This is a genomic window from Streptomyces sp. NPDC037054 (genome assembly GCF_055606745.1).
The window spans coordinates 416,283-433,618 of the sequence record NZ_JBVJSJ010000003.1 but is presented as its reverse complement, the minus strand read 5'-3'; the positions used below and the strand labels follow the sequence as shown (position 1 = coordinate 433,618).

Annotated in this window: 9 protein-coding genes; 3 read left to right on the top strand and 6 right to left on the bottom strand. The window is 73.6% G+C overall.

Features of this window, described 5'->3' with window-relative positions:
* Window positions 1-7 precede the first annotated feature (7 nt).
* From ACZ7D7_RS10335 to ACZ7D7_RS10315, 5 genes are all read right to left on the bottom strand, one after another.
* Entirely contained in the window at window positions 8-1,951 is a 1,944-nt protein-coding gene (locus ACZ7D7_RS10335) for a non-ribosomal peptide synthetase (protein ID WP_470823577.1), read from the bottom strand.
* Window positions 1,948-3,000: a TauD/TfdA family dioxygenase gene (locus ACZ7D7_RS10330; RefSeq protein ID WP_470823576.1), complete on the bottom strand. Its 1,053-nt coding sequence runs from the start codon at window positions 2,998-3,000 to the stop codon at window positions 1,948-1,950. The genes ACZ7D7_RS10335 and ACZ7D7_RS10330 overlap by 4 nt, the downstream gene beginning before the upstream one ends.
* A 62-nt stretch (window positions 3,001-3,062) precedes the next feature.
* Window positions 3,063-3,854: a thioesterase II family protein gene (locus ACZ7D7_RS10325; protein WP_470823699.1), complete on the bottom strand. Its 792-nt coding sequence runs from the start codon at window positions 3,852-3,854 to the stop codon at window positions 3,063-3,065.
* An 89-nt stretch (window positions 3,855-3,943) separates the two neighbouring features.
* Window positions 3,944-10,381: an amino acid adenylation domain-containing protein gene (locus tag ACZ7D7_RS10320; RefSeq protein ID WP_470823575.1), complete on the bottom strand. Its 6,438-nt coding sequence runs from the start codon at window positions 10,379-10,381 to the stop codon at window positions 3,944-3,946.
* Window positions 10,382-10,552: 171 nt separating this feature from the next.
* Window positions 10,553-12,067, bottom strand: coding sequence for a helix-turn-helix domain-containing protein (locus tag ACZ7D7_RS10315; RefSeq protein WP_470823574.1), 1,515 nt, complete (start codon window positions 12,065-12,067; stop codon window positions 10,553-10,555).
* A gap of 278 nt (window positions 12,068-12,345) precedes the next feature.
* Between ACZ7D7_RS10315 and ACZ7D7_RS10310 the strand changes: the two genes are divergently transcribed.
* A complete protein-coding gene (locus tag ACZ7D7_RS10310; RefSeq protein ID WP_470823573.1) occupies window positions 12,346-12,528 on the top strand; it encodes a hypothetical protein in 183 nt (60 codons plus the stop codon).
* A gap of 55 nt (window positions 12,529-12,583) precedes the next feature.
* Here ACZ7D7_RS10310 and ACZ7D7_RS10305 read toward each other — a convergent pair whose 3' ends face one another.
* Complete coding sequence (locus ACZ7D7_RS10305; RefSeq protein WP_470823572.1) at window positions 12,584-16,075, bottom strand: AfsR/SARP family transcriptional regulator; 3,492 nt, start codon at window positions 16,073-16,075, stop codon at window positions 12,584-12,586.
* A gap of 339 nt (window positions 16,076-16,414) precedes the next feature.
* Here ACZ7D7_RS10305 and ACZ7D7_RS10300 point away from each other — a divergent pair, with 339 nt between their 5' ends.
* Both ACZ7D7_RS10300 and ACZ7D7_RS10295 read left to right on the top strand, forming a co-directional pair.
* A complete protein-coding gene (locus tag ACZ7D7_RS10300; RefSeq protein WP_470823571.1) occupies window positions 16,415-16,747 on the top strand; it encodes a nuclear transport factor 2-like protein in 333 nt (110 codons plus the stop codon).
* Between the two features lie 368 nt (window positions 16,748-17,115).
* Window positions 17,116-17,295, top strand: a complete 180-nt coding sequence (locus ACZ7D7_RS10295; protein WP_470823570.1) for a hypothetical protein — start codon at window positions 17,116-17,118, stop codon at window positions 17,293-17,295.
* The last annotated feature ends 41 nt before the right edge of the window (window positions 17,296-17,336 follow it).

The window sequence follows — 17,336 nt, the reverse complement described above, 5'->3', positions numbered from 1 at the left end:
TCGTCCTTTACGTGTCCTGGCCCGCCGCGGCGGCGACGAGCGTGTCGATGTGGACGGCCAGGTCGCGCAGCCGGGGGTTGGCGTAGACGGCCTTGACGGGGAGGGTGACGCCTAGCTCGGCGCGTACGCGCGAGGCCAGCTTGATGGCGAGCAGGGAGTGGCCGCCGAGCTTGAAGAAGTTGTCGTCGGGGCCGATGCCGGTCTTGCCGAGCACGGTGGACCACACGCCGGCGATCAGTGCCTGGGAAGGGCTGAGCGCCGGGCCGGCGGCTTCGGCGGGGGCCTCGCCGGCCGTCGGGGCGGGCAGCGCGGCCTTGTCGAGCTTGCCCTGGGTGGTGGTGGCGAAGCGGTCCACGGCGACGAACGCGGCGGGCACCATGTAGGCGGGCAGTCCGGCGGCGAGGCGGTCGCGCAGCTGGGCCGGGTCTGCCGTGCGGGCCGGGTCCCGCGGGCGGTGGTAGGCCACCAGGCCGGGGGCGCCGTTGACCTCGTCGCGCAGCACGACGACGGCTTCGGCGATGCCGGGCAGCGCCGTCAACGCGGCCTCGATCTCGGCGAGTTCGATGCGGTGGCCGCGCAGTTTGATCTGGCCGTCGGCGCGTCCGAGGTAGGCCAGCCGGCCTTCCGGGAGGAGCCGGACGCGGTCGCCGGTGCGGTACATGCGGCCGCCGTCGCCCGTCGGGTCGGGCACGTACCGTTCCGCCGTGAGGGCCGGGCGGCGCCGGTAGCCCCGGCCCACGCGCGGACCGGCCAGGTACAGTTCGCCGCTGCCGCCGGCCGGGACCGGGTTCAGCTTCTCGTCGAGCACCCGCATGCGCAGGCCGGGCAGCACCGACCCGATGTGCGGCTCGTCGGCGGCGTCGATCCAGCCGGCGGTGGAGTCGACGGTGCACTCGGTGGGCCCGTACAGGTTGACGGCGCGCAGCGTCCCGGCGGCGACCTGGTCGCCGATGCGGCGCCACAGGGCGGGGCTGATCGCCTCGCCGCCGATCAGCAGCGTCAGGGGGCGGTGGCCGTCGTCGGGGGTGAGCAGGTCGAGCAGCGGCTCGGCGTGCGAGGGGGTGATGTCCAGGTCGGTCAGGCGCTGCTCGGCCACGAACCCGGCCAGCAGTACGGGGTCGGCGCGGGTCTCGTCGTCGATCATGACGAGCGTGTCGCCGCGGCACAGGCGGGTCCACTGCTGCACGGAGGCGTCGAAGGACGGCGAGGCGTTCCAGCCGACCCGGCCGAGGCCGGGGGCGGCGATGCCCTCGGACTCCAGTTCGGCGAGCAGGGCGGAGGCGGCGGCACGGCCGATCTCGACGCCCTTGGGGCGGCCGGTGGAGCCGGAGGTGTAGATGACGTACGCGAGGTTGCCGCCGCTGACGGGCACGGGCCGGTAGGCCGGGCCGGGGTCGGCGGTGTCCCCGGGGGCGAGGAGGTCGCGGACGGCGATGTGCGGAGCGGCGGGCGCGTCGGAGCCGGCGGGCACCTCGGAAGGACCGGGCGCCTCAGAGGTACCAGGTGCCTCGGAGGTACTGGGCACCTCAGAGGTACCGGGTGCCGCGTACGTGCCGTCGGCGGTGACGACGAGGTCGGCGCCGGAGTCCTCGATCAGGTAGCGGCGGCGGTCGGCCGGGAGCTTCGGGTCGACGGGCAGGTAGGCGGCGCCCGCGGTGAGGGTGCCGATCAGCGCGGCAACCAGGTCCGCGCCGCGCGGCAGGCAGAGCGCCACGACGCTCTCGGGTCCGATGCCGCGCGCGGCGAGCCGGCCGGCGACGCGCATGGCCTCGGCGCGCAGCGCGGCGAAGGACAGGTCACGGTCGGCGGCGACCACGGCCGTTCGGTCGGCGGGCGCGAGGGCCAGGCGGTCCAGCAGGTCGGCGAAGGGCGGGTGCGGGACGGTGTCGGGCGCGGTGTCGGGCGCGGTGCGGGTGCGCTCGGGGAGGACGGCGGTCATGGCGGTGGTCACTCTCCGGTGTGAACGGTGGTGGACGGCTGGGAGGTGGGGGCGCAGTCGGCGAGCGCGATCGGCTCGCCCATGGCGACGAGGATCTTCCGGTCGCCCTTGAACGCCTCGCGGCCGTGGGCGCACAGCAGGTTGTCGACCAGCATCACGTCGCCCTCCTGCCAGGTCTCCCGCACGGTGACCCGGTCGTAGACGGCGTTGACGGCGTCGACCTCCTCGTCGGTGAGGCGGCTGCCGTCACCGAGGTAGGTGTTGAACGGCAGGCCGTCCTCTCCGTACGTCTCCACGAGCACCTCGCGGACGTCCGGGTCGAGGGTGCGGCTGTTCCAGAACGCGAAGTGGTTGAACCAGCAGCGTTCGCCCGTCACGGGGTGCGTGATGATCGCGGAGCGGCGCTGGCGTGTGACGAGGGAGTCGTCGTCCAGCCACTCGTACCCGACGGTGTTGTCCGTGCAGTACGCCTCGGCGACCGCCTTGTCCTCGGTGGCGAAGGTCCGGTACCACGGCAGGCCGGCCAGCTCGGAGTAGTTGCGGACCAGCAGCCAGCCCGTCTTCTCGAAGCGGGCGACCAGTTCCGGCGGCAGCAGCCGCAGCGCCTCGCGCATGTCGCCGACCGTGGTGGCGCCGCCCTCCTCGGGCGCGGTCACGCAGCCGAACAGCAGCACGCCGGGGAAGTCCAGGGTGTAGCTGTTCTCGTTGTGCAGCCGGATCGGCTGGACGGCGGGCAGGTCGGTGGAGGAGAACACGCCCTCGCCGAAGTCGGTGCGCGGGGTGGCCTTCTCCTTGTAGCCGGCGCGGCGGCTGATCAGCGCGTCGCGTGCGGCGGCGAAGCTCGCGGCGTCGTGCACGGGCAGGCCGCGCAGCAGGACGGCGCCCGAGCGGTGCAGCTCGGTCTGGATCGCGTCGCGGTGGGCGGTCAGCCAGCTCACCGCCTCGTCGAGGCCGGCGGTGGCGGGGACGTGCACGACGACGGGCTTGCCGGGCTCACGGACCGGGACGACCGGGTCCGGGGCGAAGGAGGCGAGGGCGGGGGCGTCTGCGTGAATGGTCATGAGGATTCCTCGGGGTGAGAACGTCTGCGCGGTCGCAGGGAGAGGGAGAAGTGCTCGCGGGCTCAGGCCGCGGTGGCGGTGACGGTGGCCGTGACGTGGCCGTCGAGCACCGTGGACAGCAGCGTGAAGAACTCCGGGAGCCGGTCCTGGTAGTAGAAGTGGCCGCCCGGCAGGACGTGGTGGGCGAAGCAGTGGTCGGTGACGGCGGACCAGTGGTGCAGCGAGTCCGCGGGCGCCACCGGGTCGGCGTCCCCGCCGATCACGGTCACCGGGCAGTCCACGCGGGCCTCGGCCGCCGCGCACTGGTACACGTCGTCGATGGCGAAGTCGGCGCGGATGGACGGGATGACGATCTCGCGCAGCTCCGGGTCGTCGAGGATGCCGTCGTCGGTGCCGCCGCGCTCCTTGATGGCGGCCACCAGCTGGTCGTCGTCGAGCCGCTCGGGGTGGACCACGGCGGGGTTGGCGAGGAACGGCGCCCGGCACGCGGAGGCGATCAGGGCCCGCGGGGTGCGGCCGGCCGCCTGGAGCAGCCGTACGACCTCGAAGGCGACGAGGGAGCCCATGCTGTGGCCCAGCACCACCAGGTCGTCGGTGACGCCGTCGGGCAGGCACGCGGCCACCGGCCCGGCCAGGTCCGCGATGTCGCGCGGCAGGTCCTCGGCGTAGCGGGCGCCGCGCCCCGGGTACTGGCCGATCAGCAGCCGTACGTCGGCGGGGAGGTGCTCGCGCCAGTCGGCGTAGCCGTGGGCGTTGCCGCCGGCGTGCGGCAGGACCAGGAGCGTGGTGCGCTGCGGGCCCTCGCCGGGGAGGTCCCACACGACGTCGTCGGGCGCGGGTCCCGTTTCGTCCAGGGCGTACGGGGCGTGGTCGGTGAGGCCGTTCGAGTCGGCCGGGGCGGTCGGGTCGGTGACGGTGAGGCCGTTCGGGTCGGTCGGGGCGGTCATGAGGATCTCCGTTCCTGGTCGGTGGTGCGGCGGCGCAGCGCGGGCCGGGCCCGCCGGGGCTTGGTGGCTCCGGCCGCCTGCCGGGACTCGACGCACTGGGCGAGGGCGGCCGGCGTGGGGTGCTGGAAGACGTCGCGGAGGGTCAGGGTCACGCCGAGCGCGTCCCCGAGCCGGTGCGTGAGGCGGGCGGCGAGCAGGGAGTGCCCGCCGTGCTCGAAGAAGTCGTCGTCGATCGTCAGCGGTCCGGCCGCGGCCAGCGCCTCGGTGAACGCGTCGAGGACGGTCCCTTCGAGAGGCGTGCGCGGGGCCCGGCCGCCGGTGGACGCCACGGCCCTCGGGGCGGGCAGCGCACGCTTGTCGATCTTTCCGTTGGGGGTGAGCGGCAGCCGCTCCATCGGCACGACGAACGCCGGCACCATGTGGTCGGGCAGCCGCTCGCGCAACCAGCGCCGGATGTCCTGCGGTTCGGCACCGGCCGGGTCGTGGGCCACGGTGTAGGCGACGAGTTGGGGCGTTCCGTCGCCGTCCGGGTGGATCGCCAACGCGGCCTGGGTGAGCTGGGGGTGGGTGGTCAACACGGTTTCGATCTCGGTGGGTTCGATGCGGAAGCCCCGGATCTTGACCTGACCGTCGGTGCGGCCCGCGTAGTGCAGGTTGCCGTCACGGTCCCAGTGCGCCAGATCACCCGTCCGGTAGAGACGACTGCCTGGCTCCCCGAAGGGGTTGGGCAGGAACCGGGTCGCGGTGACGGCCGACTGGGCGAGATAGCCGTGCGCCAGACCGTCCCCGGCGAGGTAGACCTCGCCGATGACACCGGCCGGAACCGGACGCAGACGCCCGTCCAGCACGTAGGCGTACTTGTTGGCCACCGGGCGCCCGATCGGCACGCTCACATCCGGGGCGGCCTCCGGGTCCACCGCATGGGTCGTGGTGAAGCCGAGGGACTCCGCGGGGCCGTAGCCGTTGACGATCCTCAGGTGCGGATGCAGTCCGTGGAGCCGGCCGATGTGGGTGGGCGACGCGGGTTCACCGCCGGTGAAGACGACCCGGACCGTGCCGAACGTCTCCGGATGCTCGTCCGTGAGGTAGTTGAAGAGGCTTGAGGAGAGCTGGAGCATCGTCACGCGATGCCGGACCGCCAGCTCCGCCACCACAGCCGGCTCAGGACGCTGCCCCGGCTGAAGCACCGTCGCACCACCGTGCAACAGCGCACCCCAGAACTCCAGACTGAACGCGTCCCACGACACCGGCGAACACTGCAGGAACACCTCGCCAGGACCGAAGTCCGCATACGACTGCCCCGACACCGTCGACACCAGATTGCGATGCGTCGACAGAATCCCCTTCGGACGCCCCGTCGACCCCGACGTGAACATCACACACGCGACATCCTCACCACCCACCGCAACCCGCAGATCCGACGACTCGCACGCCGCTATCACCGCGCTGTCGCCGTCAACCAGGACACGGCCCAGGGCCTCGTCGGTGAGCCGGCCACGGTGAACCGTGTCCGTGACCAGCAGGCGCAGCCCGGCGTCTGCGGCGATGCCCCGCAGCCGCTCGTCGGGGAACTCGGGATCGAGCACCACATACCCGGCACCGGCCTTCACCACAGCCGGCAACGCGACCGCGAACTCCACACCCCGGTCCAGCAGCACACCGACCAGATCACCCCGGCCGACGCCACGGGCACGAAGATGACGAGCGAGCCGGTTCGCACGGGAGTTCAGCTCTCCGTACGACACCGACACCCCACCCGACACGAGCGCCACCGCCTCCGGCCGCACCCGCACCCGCTCCTCGAACCGCGCCGGCAGCACGGGCACCCCCGACACCGGCACCGCACCGCCACCGGCCCACTCCCCCAGCACCTGCCGCCGCTCCACCCCGTCGAGCAGCTCGAGTTCGGAGAGGAGGGCTTCCGGGGCGGTCACCGCGTGCTCCAGCACCCGTTCCAGCATGCGCACCATGTGCTCGACGGTTGCCCGGTCGTACAGGTCGGAGCTGTAGAGGACGGCCCCGGTCAGGCCGGTGTCGTCGTCGGCGGTGAGCAGGAACTCCAGGTCGAACTTGACCGACCCGGTGGCCAGGGGCTCCGCGGGTCCGGCTCGCAGACCGGGGAAGTCCGGGGCCGCAGCCGGTCCTTGCTCAAGGGCGAGGCAGATCTGGAACAGGGGGTGCCGGGCCGGCGAGCGTGCCGGGTTCACGGCTTCCACGACGAGGTCGAAGGGGGCGTCCTGGTGGGCGAACGCGTCGAGGTCCGCCGCGCGGACGCGGGCCAGCAGCTCCCGGAACGCGGGGTCGCCCGACGTGTCCGTGCGCAGTACGACCGTGTTGACGAAGAAGCCCACGAGGTCCGTGAGCGCCTCGTCGGTGCGGCCCGCGACGGGCGACCCGAGCGGGAGGTCCGTGCCGGCACCCAGTCGGGTGAGCGTCGCGGCCAGGGCGGCCTGGAGCACCATGAACGGTGTGCACCTCTCGGCGCGGGCCAGACCCAGGACGCGCTTGTGCAGGTCGCGGCCGAAGTCCAGGCGGACGGCGTCGCCGCGCCGCCCGGCGACCGCGGGTCGGGGCCGGTCCGTCAGCAGGCCGAGTTCCTCGGGCATGCCGGTCAACGCTGCTCGCCAGTACGCCAGTTGCCCGTCGAGCACCTCGCCGGCCAGCGCGGGTCCCTGCCAGAGCGCGTAGTCGGCGTATTCGAGCGGCAGCGGCTGCCAGTCGGGAGCCCGGCCTGCCGCGCGGGCGGCGTAGGCGGCGGAGAGGTCGACGAACAGGGGGCGCAGGGACTGGCCGTCGGTGGCGATGTGGTGCAGCAGGAGCAGCAGCGTGGACCGTCCGTCGCCCTCGCGGAGAAGTGTGACCCGCAGGGGGTGTTCGGCGGCGAGGTCGAAGGGGTGCCGGGCCGCGGCGCGCAGCTCGGCCTCGGCGGTCTCCGGCGCAGCGTCGCGGATGTCGCGGACGTCGAAGGACACGTCGGCGGCGGCGTCCTCGGGCGGGGTGACGACCTGGTACGGCTGTCCGTCGGCGGTGGCGAAGCGGGTGCGCAGCGGTGCGTGCCGCCGGACCAGGTCGCCCACGGCGGCCCTGAGCGCCGCCGTGTCCACGTCGCCGCCGGTCAGCCGTACGGCCATCGGCACGTTGTAGGCGGTGTCCTGGCCGTGCAGGCCTGCCACGAGCCACAGTTGCCGCTGGGCGTGGGAGAGCTGCAGCCGCTCGGGGTGTACGGCGGCACGGGTCGGCGGGGGCAGCGCCGGACGGCCGGACGCCTCGGTGATCCGCCGTGCGAGGGCGGCGGGGGTGGGGTGCTGGAAGACGTCGCGGAGGGTGAGACGCACGCCGCACGTGGTCGCGACGCGCTGGATGAGGCGGGCGGCGAGCAGGGAGTGCCCGCCGTGCTGGAAGAAGCCGTCGTCGATGGACAGGGGCGCGGCCGAGCCCAGTACCTCACCGACCAGTGTCCGCAGGAGTTCTTCCAGTTCGGTGCGCGGCGCCCGGCCTCCGCTCTCCAAGGGCGACTCGACGGCCGGCAGCGCCCGCTTGTCGAGCTTGCCGTTGGGAGTGAGCGGCAGCCGGTCCAGGACCGCGAAGTGGGTGGGGACCATGTGGTCGGGCAGCCGCTCGCGCGACCAGGCCCGCAGGGTGGCGGGGGTGACGGAGGCGCCGGGCGCGGCCGTCACGTAGGCGGTGAGGTGGTCGGTGACCAGGACGACGGCCTGGGTGAGCTGGGGGTGGGTGGTCAACACGGTCTCGATCTCGGTGGGTTCGATGCGGAAGCCCCGGATCTTGACCTGGCCGTCGGTGCGGCCGGCGTAGTGCAGGTTGCCGTCACGGTCCCAGTGCGCCAGATCACCCGTCCGGTAGAGACGACTGCCGGGCTCCCCAAAGGGGTTGGGCAGGAACCGGGTCGCGGTGACGGCCGACTGGGCGAGATAGCCGTGCGCCAGACCCTCCCCGGCGAGGTAGACCTCGCCGATGACACCGGCCGGAACCGGACACAGACGCCCGTCCAGCACGTAGGCGTACTTGTTGGCCACCGGGCGCCCGATCGGCACGGCGGCGCCCGCCACACCGGCCTCGGCGTCCACCGAGTACGTGGTCGTGAAGCCCAACGACTCGGCCGGGCCGTAGCCGTTGACGATCCTCAGGTGCGGATGCAGTCCGTAGAGCCTGCGGATGTGAGTCGGCGACGCCGGCTCGCCCCCGGTGAACACCACCCGGACATCGGCGAAAGCCTCCGGGTGCTCGTCAACCAGATAGTTGAAGAGGCTTGAGGAGAGCTGGAGCATCGTCACGCGATGCCGGACCGCCAGCTCCGCCACCACAGCCGGCTCCGGACGCTGCCCCGGCTGAAGCACCGTCGCACCACCGTGCAACAGCGCACCCCAGAACTCCAGACTGAACGCGTCCCACGACACCGGCGAACACTGCAGGAACACCTCACCAGGACCGAAGTCCGCATACGACTGCCCCGACACCGTCGACACCAGATTGCGATGCGTCGACAAAATCCCCTTCGGACGCCCCGTCGACCCCGACGTGAACATCACACACGCGACATCCTCACCACCCACCGCAACCCGCAGATCCGACGACCCGCACGCCGCTATCACCGCGCTGTCGCCGTCAACGAGCACCGTGGGCCACGAGCCACCGAGCGCACGTGTGTGGTGAACGCTGTCGGTGACCAGCACGCACGGTCCGGCATCTGCGGCGATGCCCCGCAGCCGCTCGTCGGGGAACTCGGGATCGAGCACCACATACCCGGCACCGGCCTTCACCACAGCAAGCACCGCGACCGCGAACTCCACACCCCGGTCCAGCAACACCCCCACCAGATCACCCCGGCCCACACCCCGGGCACGAAGATGACGACCCAACCTGTTCGCACGAGCGTTGAGCTCCCCGTACGACACCGACACCCCGCCCGAGACGAGCGCCACCGCCCCCGGCTCCGCCCGCACCCGCTCCTCGAACCGCGCCGGCAACACCGGCACCCCCACCACCGGCACCCCACCGCCACCCGCCCACTCCCCCAGCACCCGCCGCCGCTCCACCCCGTCGAGCAGCTCGACGTCGGTCAACGGGTCCTCGGGGGCCGTCATGAGCCGTTCCACGAAGGCCAGGAAACGGTCCTGGTGGCCGGCGACGGCGGCGAGGTCGCACACCTCGGGCGAGGCGTCGAAGTCGACGCGCAGACCGTGTTCGGGGCCCAGGTCGTAGACGCCGACCGCCAGGTCCTCCACCGGACCGTTGCCGAGGTTGTGCTGGACGGTCGGCAGGCCGAAGAAGCTCATGCCGGGGTTGAAGGCCATGATGTTCACCTGCGGTGAGGCGAGGCGCCGGGTCCCCTCGGGCAGGCCCAGGTCGCGGCAGATGTCCTCGTACCGGGTCCGCTGGTGCTTGAGTCCGCGGCGGGCCGTGGTCACGACCGTCGCCAGGAGTCCGGCGAGTGACGCGTCGGCGGGGACGGGTACGCGCAGCGGGACGACGTTGGACGCCATGCCGGGTGTGCGGCGGGCGAGTTCGGTGCGGCGCGCGGTCACCGGGAGGGCCAGTACCGGTTCGGCCGTTCCGGAGATCCGGTGGACGTAGGCCGCGACGAGGGCGAGCACCAGCATGGTCCACGGTGCCCGGTGCGCGCGGGCCAGGTCCTTCAGCCGCTCGGTCCGCTCCGGGCCGAGGAGCACGGTGCGGCGGGTGAACGGCAGGTGACCCGGGCGGGCCTTGGCCGTGTGGCCCTCGGCGATCCGCGGGGCCGGCCGGGCGTCGGCCAAGTGCTCGGCCCAGTGGGCGCGGTCCGTCGCGGCGTCCTGCGAGGCGCGGTAGTCGGCGTCCTCGGCGAGCAGTTCGGCGAGGCTGCCGAACGGCGACTCCTCCCAGGGCAGTCCCGCGGCGGCCTGCTCGTACAGCTCGACCAGTCGCTGGTCCAGCAGCGCGATGCCCATGCCGTCCACGGCGAGGTGGTGGAAGGAGTGGAAGTAGAACCAGCGGTCCTCCCCCGCGTCGGTGCGGCCGGCGCGGATCAGCGCGTGGCGGGTCAGCCAGTCGTGCGCGAGGTCGAAGGGGCGGGCGAGTTCGGCGTCCATCCAGGCCCGGGCCGCCGCCACCGGGTCGGTCTCGTCGCTCACGTCGACCATCCGCAGGCCCCGTCCGACGGGCTTGGCGTGGACCTCCTGCCACAGGGTGCCGTCCTCGTCGGAGCCGACGCCGCGGATGCGGAGCGCGTCGGCCTCACAGGCCAGCCGGTACCAGCAGCAGGCCACCAGGCCGGCGTCCAGCGGGCCGGTGAGTTCCCGGTACTCCCCGATGTTGTAGCGGCAGCCCGAGGTGTCCAGTCCGTGCGCCATCCAGATGTCGCGCTGCGCCGCCGACATGGGCAGCCGCACCGTGGCGGGCCCGTACGCGGTGCCGTGTTCAGACGCGTTCGGGGACATGGGGGTGCTCCTCGGGATCGGGGGTGGCGAGGGAGGGGTTCGGGGGTGGCGGGACCCGTGGGGCGGCGAGAGGTTCGGGGCCGGCTGGCGGGTCGTCGTCTGCGGACGTGTGTCATCAAAGCCCCGCCCCGCGGCCGGGGGAGGCAGTTGGTGCGGCAATGCGGGAGCAGGTCAGCGGGCGGCGGCAGTTGCCGCGGCAGGGTGCGCCCAGGCGGCCCGCGCCAGACCGAGGACGCGGAAGCAGGAGACGCCGTCCCGGTACTCGGCGCGTACGGCGCCGCTGATCAGCAGTTCGCGCAGGAGGCGGCCGGCCTCGGGGAGGGACAGGCCGGTGAGGGCGGCGAGTTCGGTCAGTTCACGGCCCTGGTCCGGGTCGTCGGCGCCGGGACGCGCGCCGCTGTCCGCGCTGGGGACCGCGTCCGCGCCTGCGTTCGCGCGGGGGCCCGCCGTGGGTGCGCACAGGGCGTCCAGCAGGGTGCGCGCGCCGGTCGACAGGCGGGCCAGGCTGTCGTGCAGCGCGGTGCGCAGGTCGCCGGCGCCGCCCGCCTCGCCGAGGTGGTGGAGCAGCGCGGCCGGGTCCGTGCCCAGGGCGTGGCACAGCGTCGGCAGGTCGTACACCACCAGCCAGGAGGCGACGGCGGCCAGTGCGCCGGGGTGCCCGTCGAGGAGGCGGCAGACGCGGGCGGCGCGCTCCAGGTCGGCCGGCCCGGCCACGAAGTCCGGCCGCGCCCGGCGTACGTGGTCAAGGAACACCCGCAAGGCCGGGGCACCGCAGTCGGCGGCGGCCCGTGCCGGGACCTCCAGCGGGGACAGCAGGAAGACGCGCTCGCCGGGCACTCGCCAAGGCGCGTCCGAGGTCACGAGCAGGCGCAGCCCCGGGCAGGCGCGCAGCAGCGCGGTCAGCCGGTCGGGCCGGGGCGGTGCGGCCGGGGCGCCGTCCAGGACGAGCAACGCGCCGCCGTCGCCCACCAGTTCGACCAGAGTCGTTGCCGAGGTACCCGTGCCGGTGCGCCCGCCGTGGCCCGGGGCGTCGTAGAGGTCGTCGACGACTGCCGCCACGGCGGCGGTGGTCTCGTCGCGGGGGGCGAGGTACTCGGCACGGCCGCCGGGGAAGGCGTGCCAGAGCACCGGAAGTCCCGCGTCGTGCAGCCGCTCGGCCACCGCGAGCGCCAGCCGGGTCTTGCCGACGCCCGTCAGGCCCACCATGGTGATCAGCCGCTCCGTGCCGCTTCCCGACAGCTCCGCCACCAGGACGTCCGTCTCGCCCTCGCGGCCCGCCATCGCGTGCAGGGCGGTGGGCGGCGCCGTGGCTTCCTGGTGGTCCGACGTCATGAACCGGCCCTGGTGCGCCGCTTGTTCAAGGGCCGCCCGGGCCCGCGGGCCGAGCCGCAGCGCGTCCGCCACCAGCTGCACGGTGGCCGAGCGGGGCCGTCTCGCCTTGCCGTGCTCCAGGTCGCGTATGGCGCGGACGCTGATCGTGGACAGGTCGGCGAGCTCCCGCTGGGTGAGTCCGATGCGCAGGCGGTGGGAGCGGATCAGGGCGCCGATCGGTGTCGTCTCCTGCGCGGCGGCGGGCGGGGCGGGAGCGAGGGCGGGGACGGGGGCGGGAGCGAGGGCGGCGGCGAGGCCGCCGGCCGGGACGGAGACGGGACGGGTGGTGAGGGGGTGGGCGGCGAGGGTGTCCATGGTGACGCTCCCGGTGGGTGCGGTGGAGGGTGGCGGGGGCGGGACAAGAGGTCCGTTCCCTGGTCCCCATCGTCGGCAGGCGACTATCCCGTGGGCATCCCGCGGCGAGCGCGCGGCCGGCGGGCCGCTATCGCCCGCCCTCCCCGTCCCCGCCGGCACGTGATAGCGCGGCGATAAGGCCGGGGCCGGTGCCGGGATTCCGGCCGTTCCTAGCGTGGTGCCCACGAAGAAGGAAGCGCCCCGGAAAGGCCGGGACGCCCCACCGGAAGGACACCGTCATGGCTCTCGTTCCCGCCGCCCGCGCCGCTCTCGTCACCATCGCCGTCGCCGGCGCCACGCTCCTCGGCGCCCAGATCGCCCAGGCCGACGGCCCGGTCTCCTCCGGCACCGGGGTGACCGCTCCGCAGGGCACCCCGACCCCCACCGCGACGGCCACCGGTGACACCAACCCGTGGGACTGATCCCGCCGAGGACACCGGTGTCAGTACGCGGTGGAACCCCGGACCGGCCGTACGGTCACCCGGTGGCCGCCCCGCCCACGGCGAGGCCGCCCGACGGCTCGGCGCCCGCGGCGTCGAGCAGCCGCTGCGCCTCAGCCAGTTCCGGCCCCATCCGCCGCTCCCTGAACGCCCCCGTCGCCACCTCCAGCAGTTCCCGTGACCACGCCCGGTCGGCCGCGTCACCGCTCGCCGCGAGCAGCCGCGCCAGGTCCAGCCGCACCAGCGCCGCACCCCCGAGGTCCATGATCTGCTCGCGCACCGCGAGCGCCTGCGCGTAGAAGCCGCGCGCCTCCCGGCCGCGCCCCAGCTCCGCGTGCGCGTGCCCCAGGTCCCGCAGCAGGTGGCCCTCTCCGATCACGTCGCCGGAGTCCCGGCACAGTTCCAGCACTTCGGTGAACGTCCGTACCGCCGCCGCGTGCTCCCCCCGGCCTTGTTGCAGTTGCCCGGCGCGGCGCAGGGTGCGGGCCTCGCCTCCCGTGTAACCGACGGAGCGGTAGATGCCGAGGGCCTCGTCCAGCCGGGACTGTGCCATCTCGATCTGCTGGCGCCGCATCCAGATGTGGGCGCTCTGGGTCAGCACGATGGCACGGCCCACCACGTCACCGGCCTGGTCGAAATCCCGCAGCGCGCGGTCGTACAGGGTGAGGGCCCGGTCGTCGTCACCCCGCATCCGCGCGAGCAGCGCCAGGTCCCGGTGGCACAGGGCGAGCCCCTGGCGGTCGCCGAGGACCTGGAACATGTCCAGCGCGGAGGTGAGCACGCCCAGCGACTCCTCGTGCTGGCTGCGTCCGAGGTACAGCACGCCGAGCGAGCTGAGCAGCGCGGCGGTGCCGCGGGTGTTTCCGGCGGCGCGGACGCACTCCAGGGCGAGTTGGTGGGTGCGCAGCCAGTCGTCGAAGTAGCCCTTGCCCTCGAACAGGGTGGCGAGCGTGGTCGCCAGGTCCCAGCACAGCTCGTCCATGCCCGCGGCGGCGGCCTGTTCGACGGCCTCGACGAGGCAGGCGTGCTCGCTGTCGAGCCACTCCAGCGGGTCGACGAGCAGTTCGTCCACGCAGTTCGCCGGCGGCACCCAGCGAGGCGCCGTGCCGTGCAGGACGGTGAAGTCGCCGCCGTAGATGCGCCGGTGGGCCTGTTCGGCCAGGGAGAGCCAGCCGCCCGTCATCCGTTCCAGGGCCGCCGTCTGTACGGCGGGCTCGTCGTGCAGGAGCAGTTGTTCCCGTGCGAAGACCCGGATGATCTCGTGGAAGCGGTAGCGGAAGCCGCCGGTGGACTCCACTCCGACGACGTCCAGCATCTGCACGTCGACCAGTGGTTCCAGCAGGTCGGACGGGTAGGGCCGGTGGTCGTCCAGGAGGGCTCCGGCCAGCCAGCCCGGCAGGGTCGCCGACCGGGACAGGCTGAGCAGCCGCAGCAGTCGGCGGTCCTCGGGGGCCAGGCCGTCGTGGGTGAGGGACAGGCTGGCGCGCATGGTCATCTCGCCGTGCGTCAGCTCGTCGAGGCGGTGGCGTTCGTTGGCCAGCCGCTGCACCATCGACGCGAGGCTCCAGTGCGGGCGGGCGGCGAGCCGGGCGGCCACGATCCGCAGGGCGAGGGGGAGCCCGCCGACGGTCCGGATCAGCATTTCGGCCGCGGCGCGCTCCCGCTCCACCCGGTCCGGGCCGATCACCAGGGCGAGCAGTTCCAGGGCGCGCTCGGTGCTCATCACGTCGAGTTCGACGCGTTGCGCACCCGGCAGGCCGGTCAGCCGCAAGCGGCTCGTGACGAGCACGGCGCACTGGCTGCTGCCCGGCAGCAGCGGACGCACCTGGCTCTCGGAGACGGCGTCGTCCAGCACCACGAGGATGCGGCGGGAGGCGAGCAGCGTCCGGTACATCTCGGCCCGCTCGTCCTGCGATTCGGGGATGACGGGGCCGGGGATGCCGAGCGCCCGCAGGAAGCGCCCGAGGACCTCGCCGGCCGCGGCCGGGGCGCCGGTGGTGCCGCGCAGATCGCAGTACAACTGGCCGTCGAGGTAAGCGTGTTCGGCGAGCCGGTGCGCTATGTGGGTGGCGAGGGTGGACTTTCCGGTACCCGGCTTGCCGACGATGACGGCGAGACCGACGGAACGGCGGGAGCCGTCACCGAGCAGCATGCGCTCGATGCCGCCGATCTGTTCCTCGTCACCGACGAAGTCGGAGGTGTCGGCGGGGAGTTGCCGTGGGACGTCCTCGCCGGAGGAGGCGTTGGAGGCCGGGGATCCGGGTGCGGGTGCGGGTGACGGCGCCGGGGCCGGGCCGGTCCTGCCGGGCGGCGCGTCGACGCGGTACGCGGTCGGACGCACGTCGTGCCGGTCCCCGCGCGAGGCCGAGGACGGGCCGTCGAGAAGGCCACGGCCCGGCCCACCGGACCCACCGGACCCACCGGACCCACCGGACCCACCGACCAGGATCGGCCCGATGGACGGCACCGGTCGCTCTGCGGTCTGGGGCGTCGGGACCGGTCCGGGAACCTCGGCGAGGCCGGTCGCCTCCACCGACCGGGACCCGCGCACCCGGGCTGCCGCGCCCGCCGCGCCCTCGGCGTCGCCCTCCGCATCGACGGAACCCGCCGCACCGCCCCCGACCGCCGCACCGCCCCCGACCGCCGGACCACCCTCACGCCTCACCTCCCCGCCGCCGAGGGACATCCCCTCCCCCGCCGCGTCACGGCGCCCTTCACCGGAACCGCCGTCGGCCGCCTCGGCGGGAGGTACGTCACCGGCGAGGATGGCCGCCTCCAGGCGGCGGAGTTCGGAGCCCGGCTCCAGCCCCAGTTCCTCGACGAGCAGTTCGCGCCCGACGCGGTACGCCTCCAGCGCCTCGGCCTGCCGTCCGGACCGGTACAGGGCCAGCATCAGCTGGCCGCGCAGCCGCTCCCGCAGGGGGTGGGCGTGCACGAGGGTCCGGATCTCGCCGACGAGCTGGTGGTGCCGGCCGAGTCGCAGCTCCAGATCGATGCGGGTCTCGGCGGCCGTCATGCGCTCCTCGTCGAGCTGGAGCGCCTTGTTGCGCAGGGTCTCGCTGGTGGTGCCGTTCAGGCAGCCGCCCTGCCACAACTCGTCGGCGGCGCGTAAGAGGTCGGCCGCGGTGGCCGGGTCGCCCTGCCTGGCGGCGGCGCGTGCCTCGGCGACCCGGCGTGCGAACAGCAGGGCGTCGACCTGTTCGTGCTCGGTCCTGAGGACGTAGCCGGGCGGGCGTGTGGTGATGGCGGCGGCGATGTCGGCCTTGGTGAACAGTTTGCGCAGCCGCGACACGCAGATCTGCACCTGGGTGCGGGCGGTGTCCGGCGGTTCGTCGTCCCAGATGAGGTCGACGAGGTAGTCCGTGTTGACGATGCGGTCGGCCTCCAGCAGCAGCGCGGCCAGGATGACCTCCTGGCGACCGGGTGGGACGCGTACGGGCCCGTGAGGTCCGATCACGGTCAGCGGGCCGAGGATGCGGAAGGCCACCGATTCAGGACCGCGCACAGCCCCGCCGGGCGAAGCAGTCATAACTCTCCCAGCAGAAGCCGCACCGGTCAGGTGGTGGAGCGGGCACTCAGTCTCGCTGAGATGTTCACAGGTTGTCCACGGTACGGACCCTTCATGTTGATGAAGCGTCATTGGCTGAAACCCGCACCTCAGCAGCCTCGTTGTGATCCGTCTTGACCGCAGGCGCGCGACCATCGGCACCACCCCATCACCCACCGAAGTGGGTGATTCCCTCCCGTGATAGGCGGGCGATAGCTTCGGGATGCGGCTTTCGCCCACGGTGGTGACACCGCGGTGCCGCGCCGCTCGTCACCGGGCCGCCCGACAGTCCCCCCAAGCGGCCGCACGAGAGGACACGCCATGGACACCCCGCACCCCTGCCGCCCCACGCCGAGCCGCGTCGTCACCGAGTCCGGGGTGGACCACGTGCGTCTCGCCTACGACTACCTCGACGCGGGCGACGTCGACGGCTACGGGTCGCTCCTCGACACCGACGCCTGCCACACGGACCTGGAACACCCCGGCCGACCAGGCATCCGGCACTTGATCACCCGCATCGTGGCGGACGGCGACTGCGTGGTCGTCATGGGCCGGCTGGCCCCCCAGCACCGCGAGTTCGTGGACGTCTTCACCCTCTCCCCGGAGGGCATGCTCCGCGCCTGCCGCCGTTACTACGCCGACACACCGACCTGAGCCCGGAAAGGCTTGTTCCGCACTCTTGACAGCCCTGGCCCCACCTCCCCTCCTCCTTCCGGATGGTCAGCGGATGCGCAGTGAAATCAAGCCGTGGGGCGGCAGTTCGATTTCCCCGTCGTCTGCCGGCACGTGGCGGCCCGTGCCGCTCTCGTCGAGGTTGACGACCTCGGCGACGGGCGTTCCCAGCCGGAGTCCCGTCGGGACGGGGTCGCTCGTCGGGTTGGACAGGCGGAGACGCCCGCCGTCTCCACGTACGGGTGCTCGCCCAGAGCCCGGTACCCAGCTGGGTGGTTCGCCTGGCCGCCGAGCGGGTCGACGGGGCGGCGAGAAGGGCGGCGCGGCGGCCTCCGCGGAGCCCGCCGCCGATGACGGCGACCTCGCTGGACAGCCCGGCCGGTCCCGCGAAGGGCGCGGCGGTGCGGCAACTGGAGGCGGCGCTGCGCGAGGCCGGGGCGTGGCCGACGGCGGATCACCGGGGCTTCCGGGACGCGGTGGTCCGTGACCTGCGCATGGCGCTGCGCTGGCTGCGCGGAGCCGACGGCTGATCCCGCCCGCGGCCGTGCCGGGCCCCTTCCCCCGCACGGCC

Bases quoted from the DNA above. Each gene is read 5' to 3' on its own strand.
- ACZ7D7_RS10295 (WP_470823570.1), top strand. From the start codon at position 17,116: ATGACGGCGACCTCGCTGGACAGCCCGGCCGGTCCCGCGAAGGGCGCG.
- ACZ7D7_RS10320 (WP_470823575.1), bottom strand. From the start codon at position 10,381: ATGTCCCCGAACGCGTCTGAACACGGCACCGCGTACGGGCCCGCCACG.
- ACZ7D7_RS10300 (WP_470823571.1), top strand. From the start codon at position 16,415: ATGGACACCCCGCACCCCTGCCGCCCCACGCCGAGCCGCGTCGTCACC.
- ACZ7D7_RS10305 (WP_470823572.1), bottom strand. From the start codon at position 16,075: ATGACTGCTTCGCCCGGCGGGGCTGTGCGCGGTCCTGAATCGGTGGCC.
- ACZ7D7_RS10330 (WP_470823576.1), bottom strand. From the start codon at position 3,000: ATGACCATTCACGCAGACGCCCCCGCCCTCGCCTCCTTCGCCCCGGAC.
- ACZ7D7_RS10315 (WP_470823574.1), bottom strand. From the start codon at position 12,067: ATGGACACCCTCGCCGCCCACCCCCTCACCACCCGTCCCGTCTCCGTC.
- ACZ7D7_RS10310 (WP_470823573.1), top strand. From the start codon at position 12,346: ATGGCTCTCGTTCCCGCCGCCCGCGCCGCTCTCGTCACCATCGCCGTC.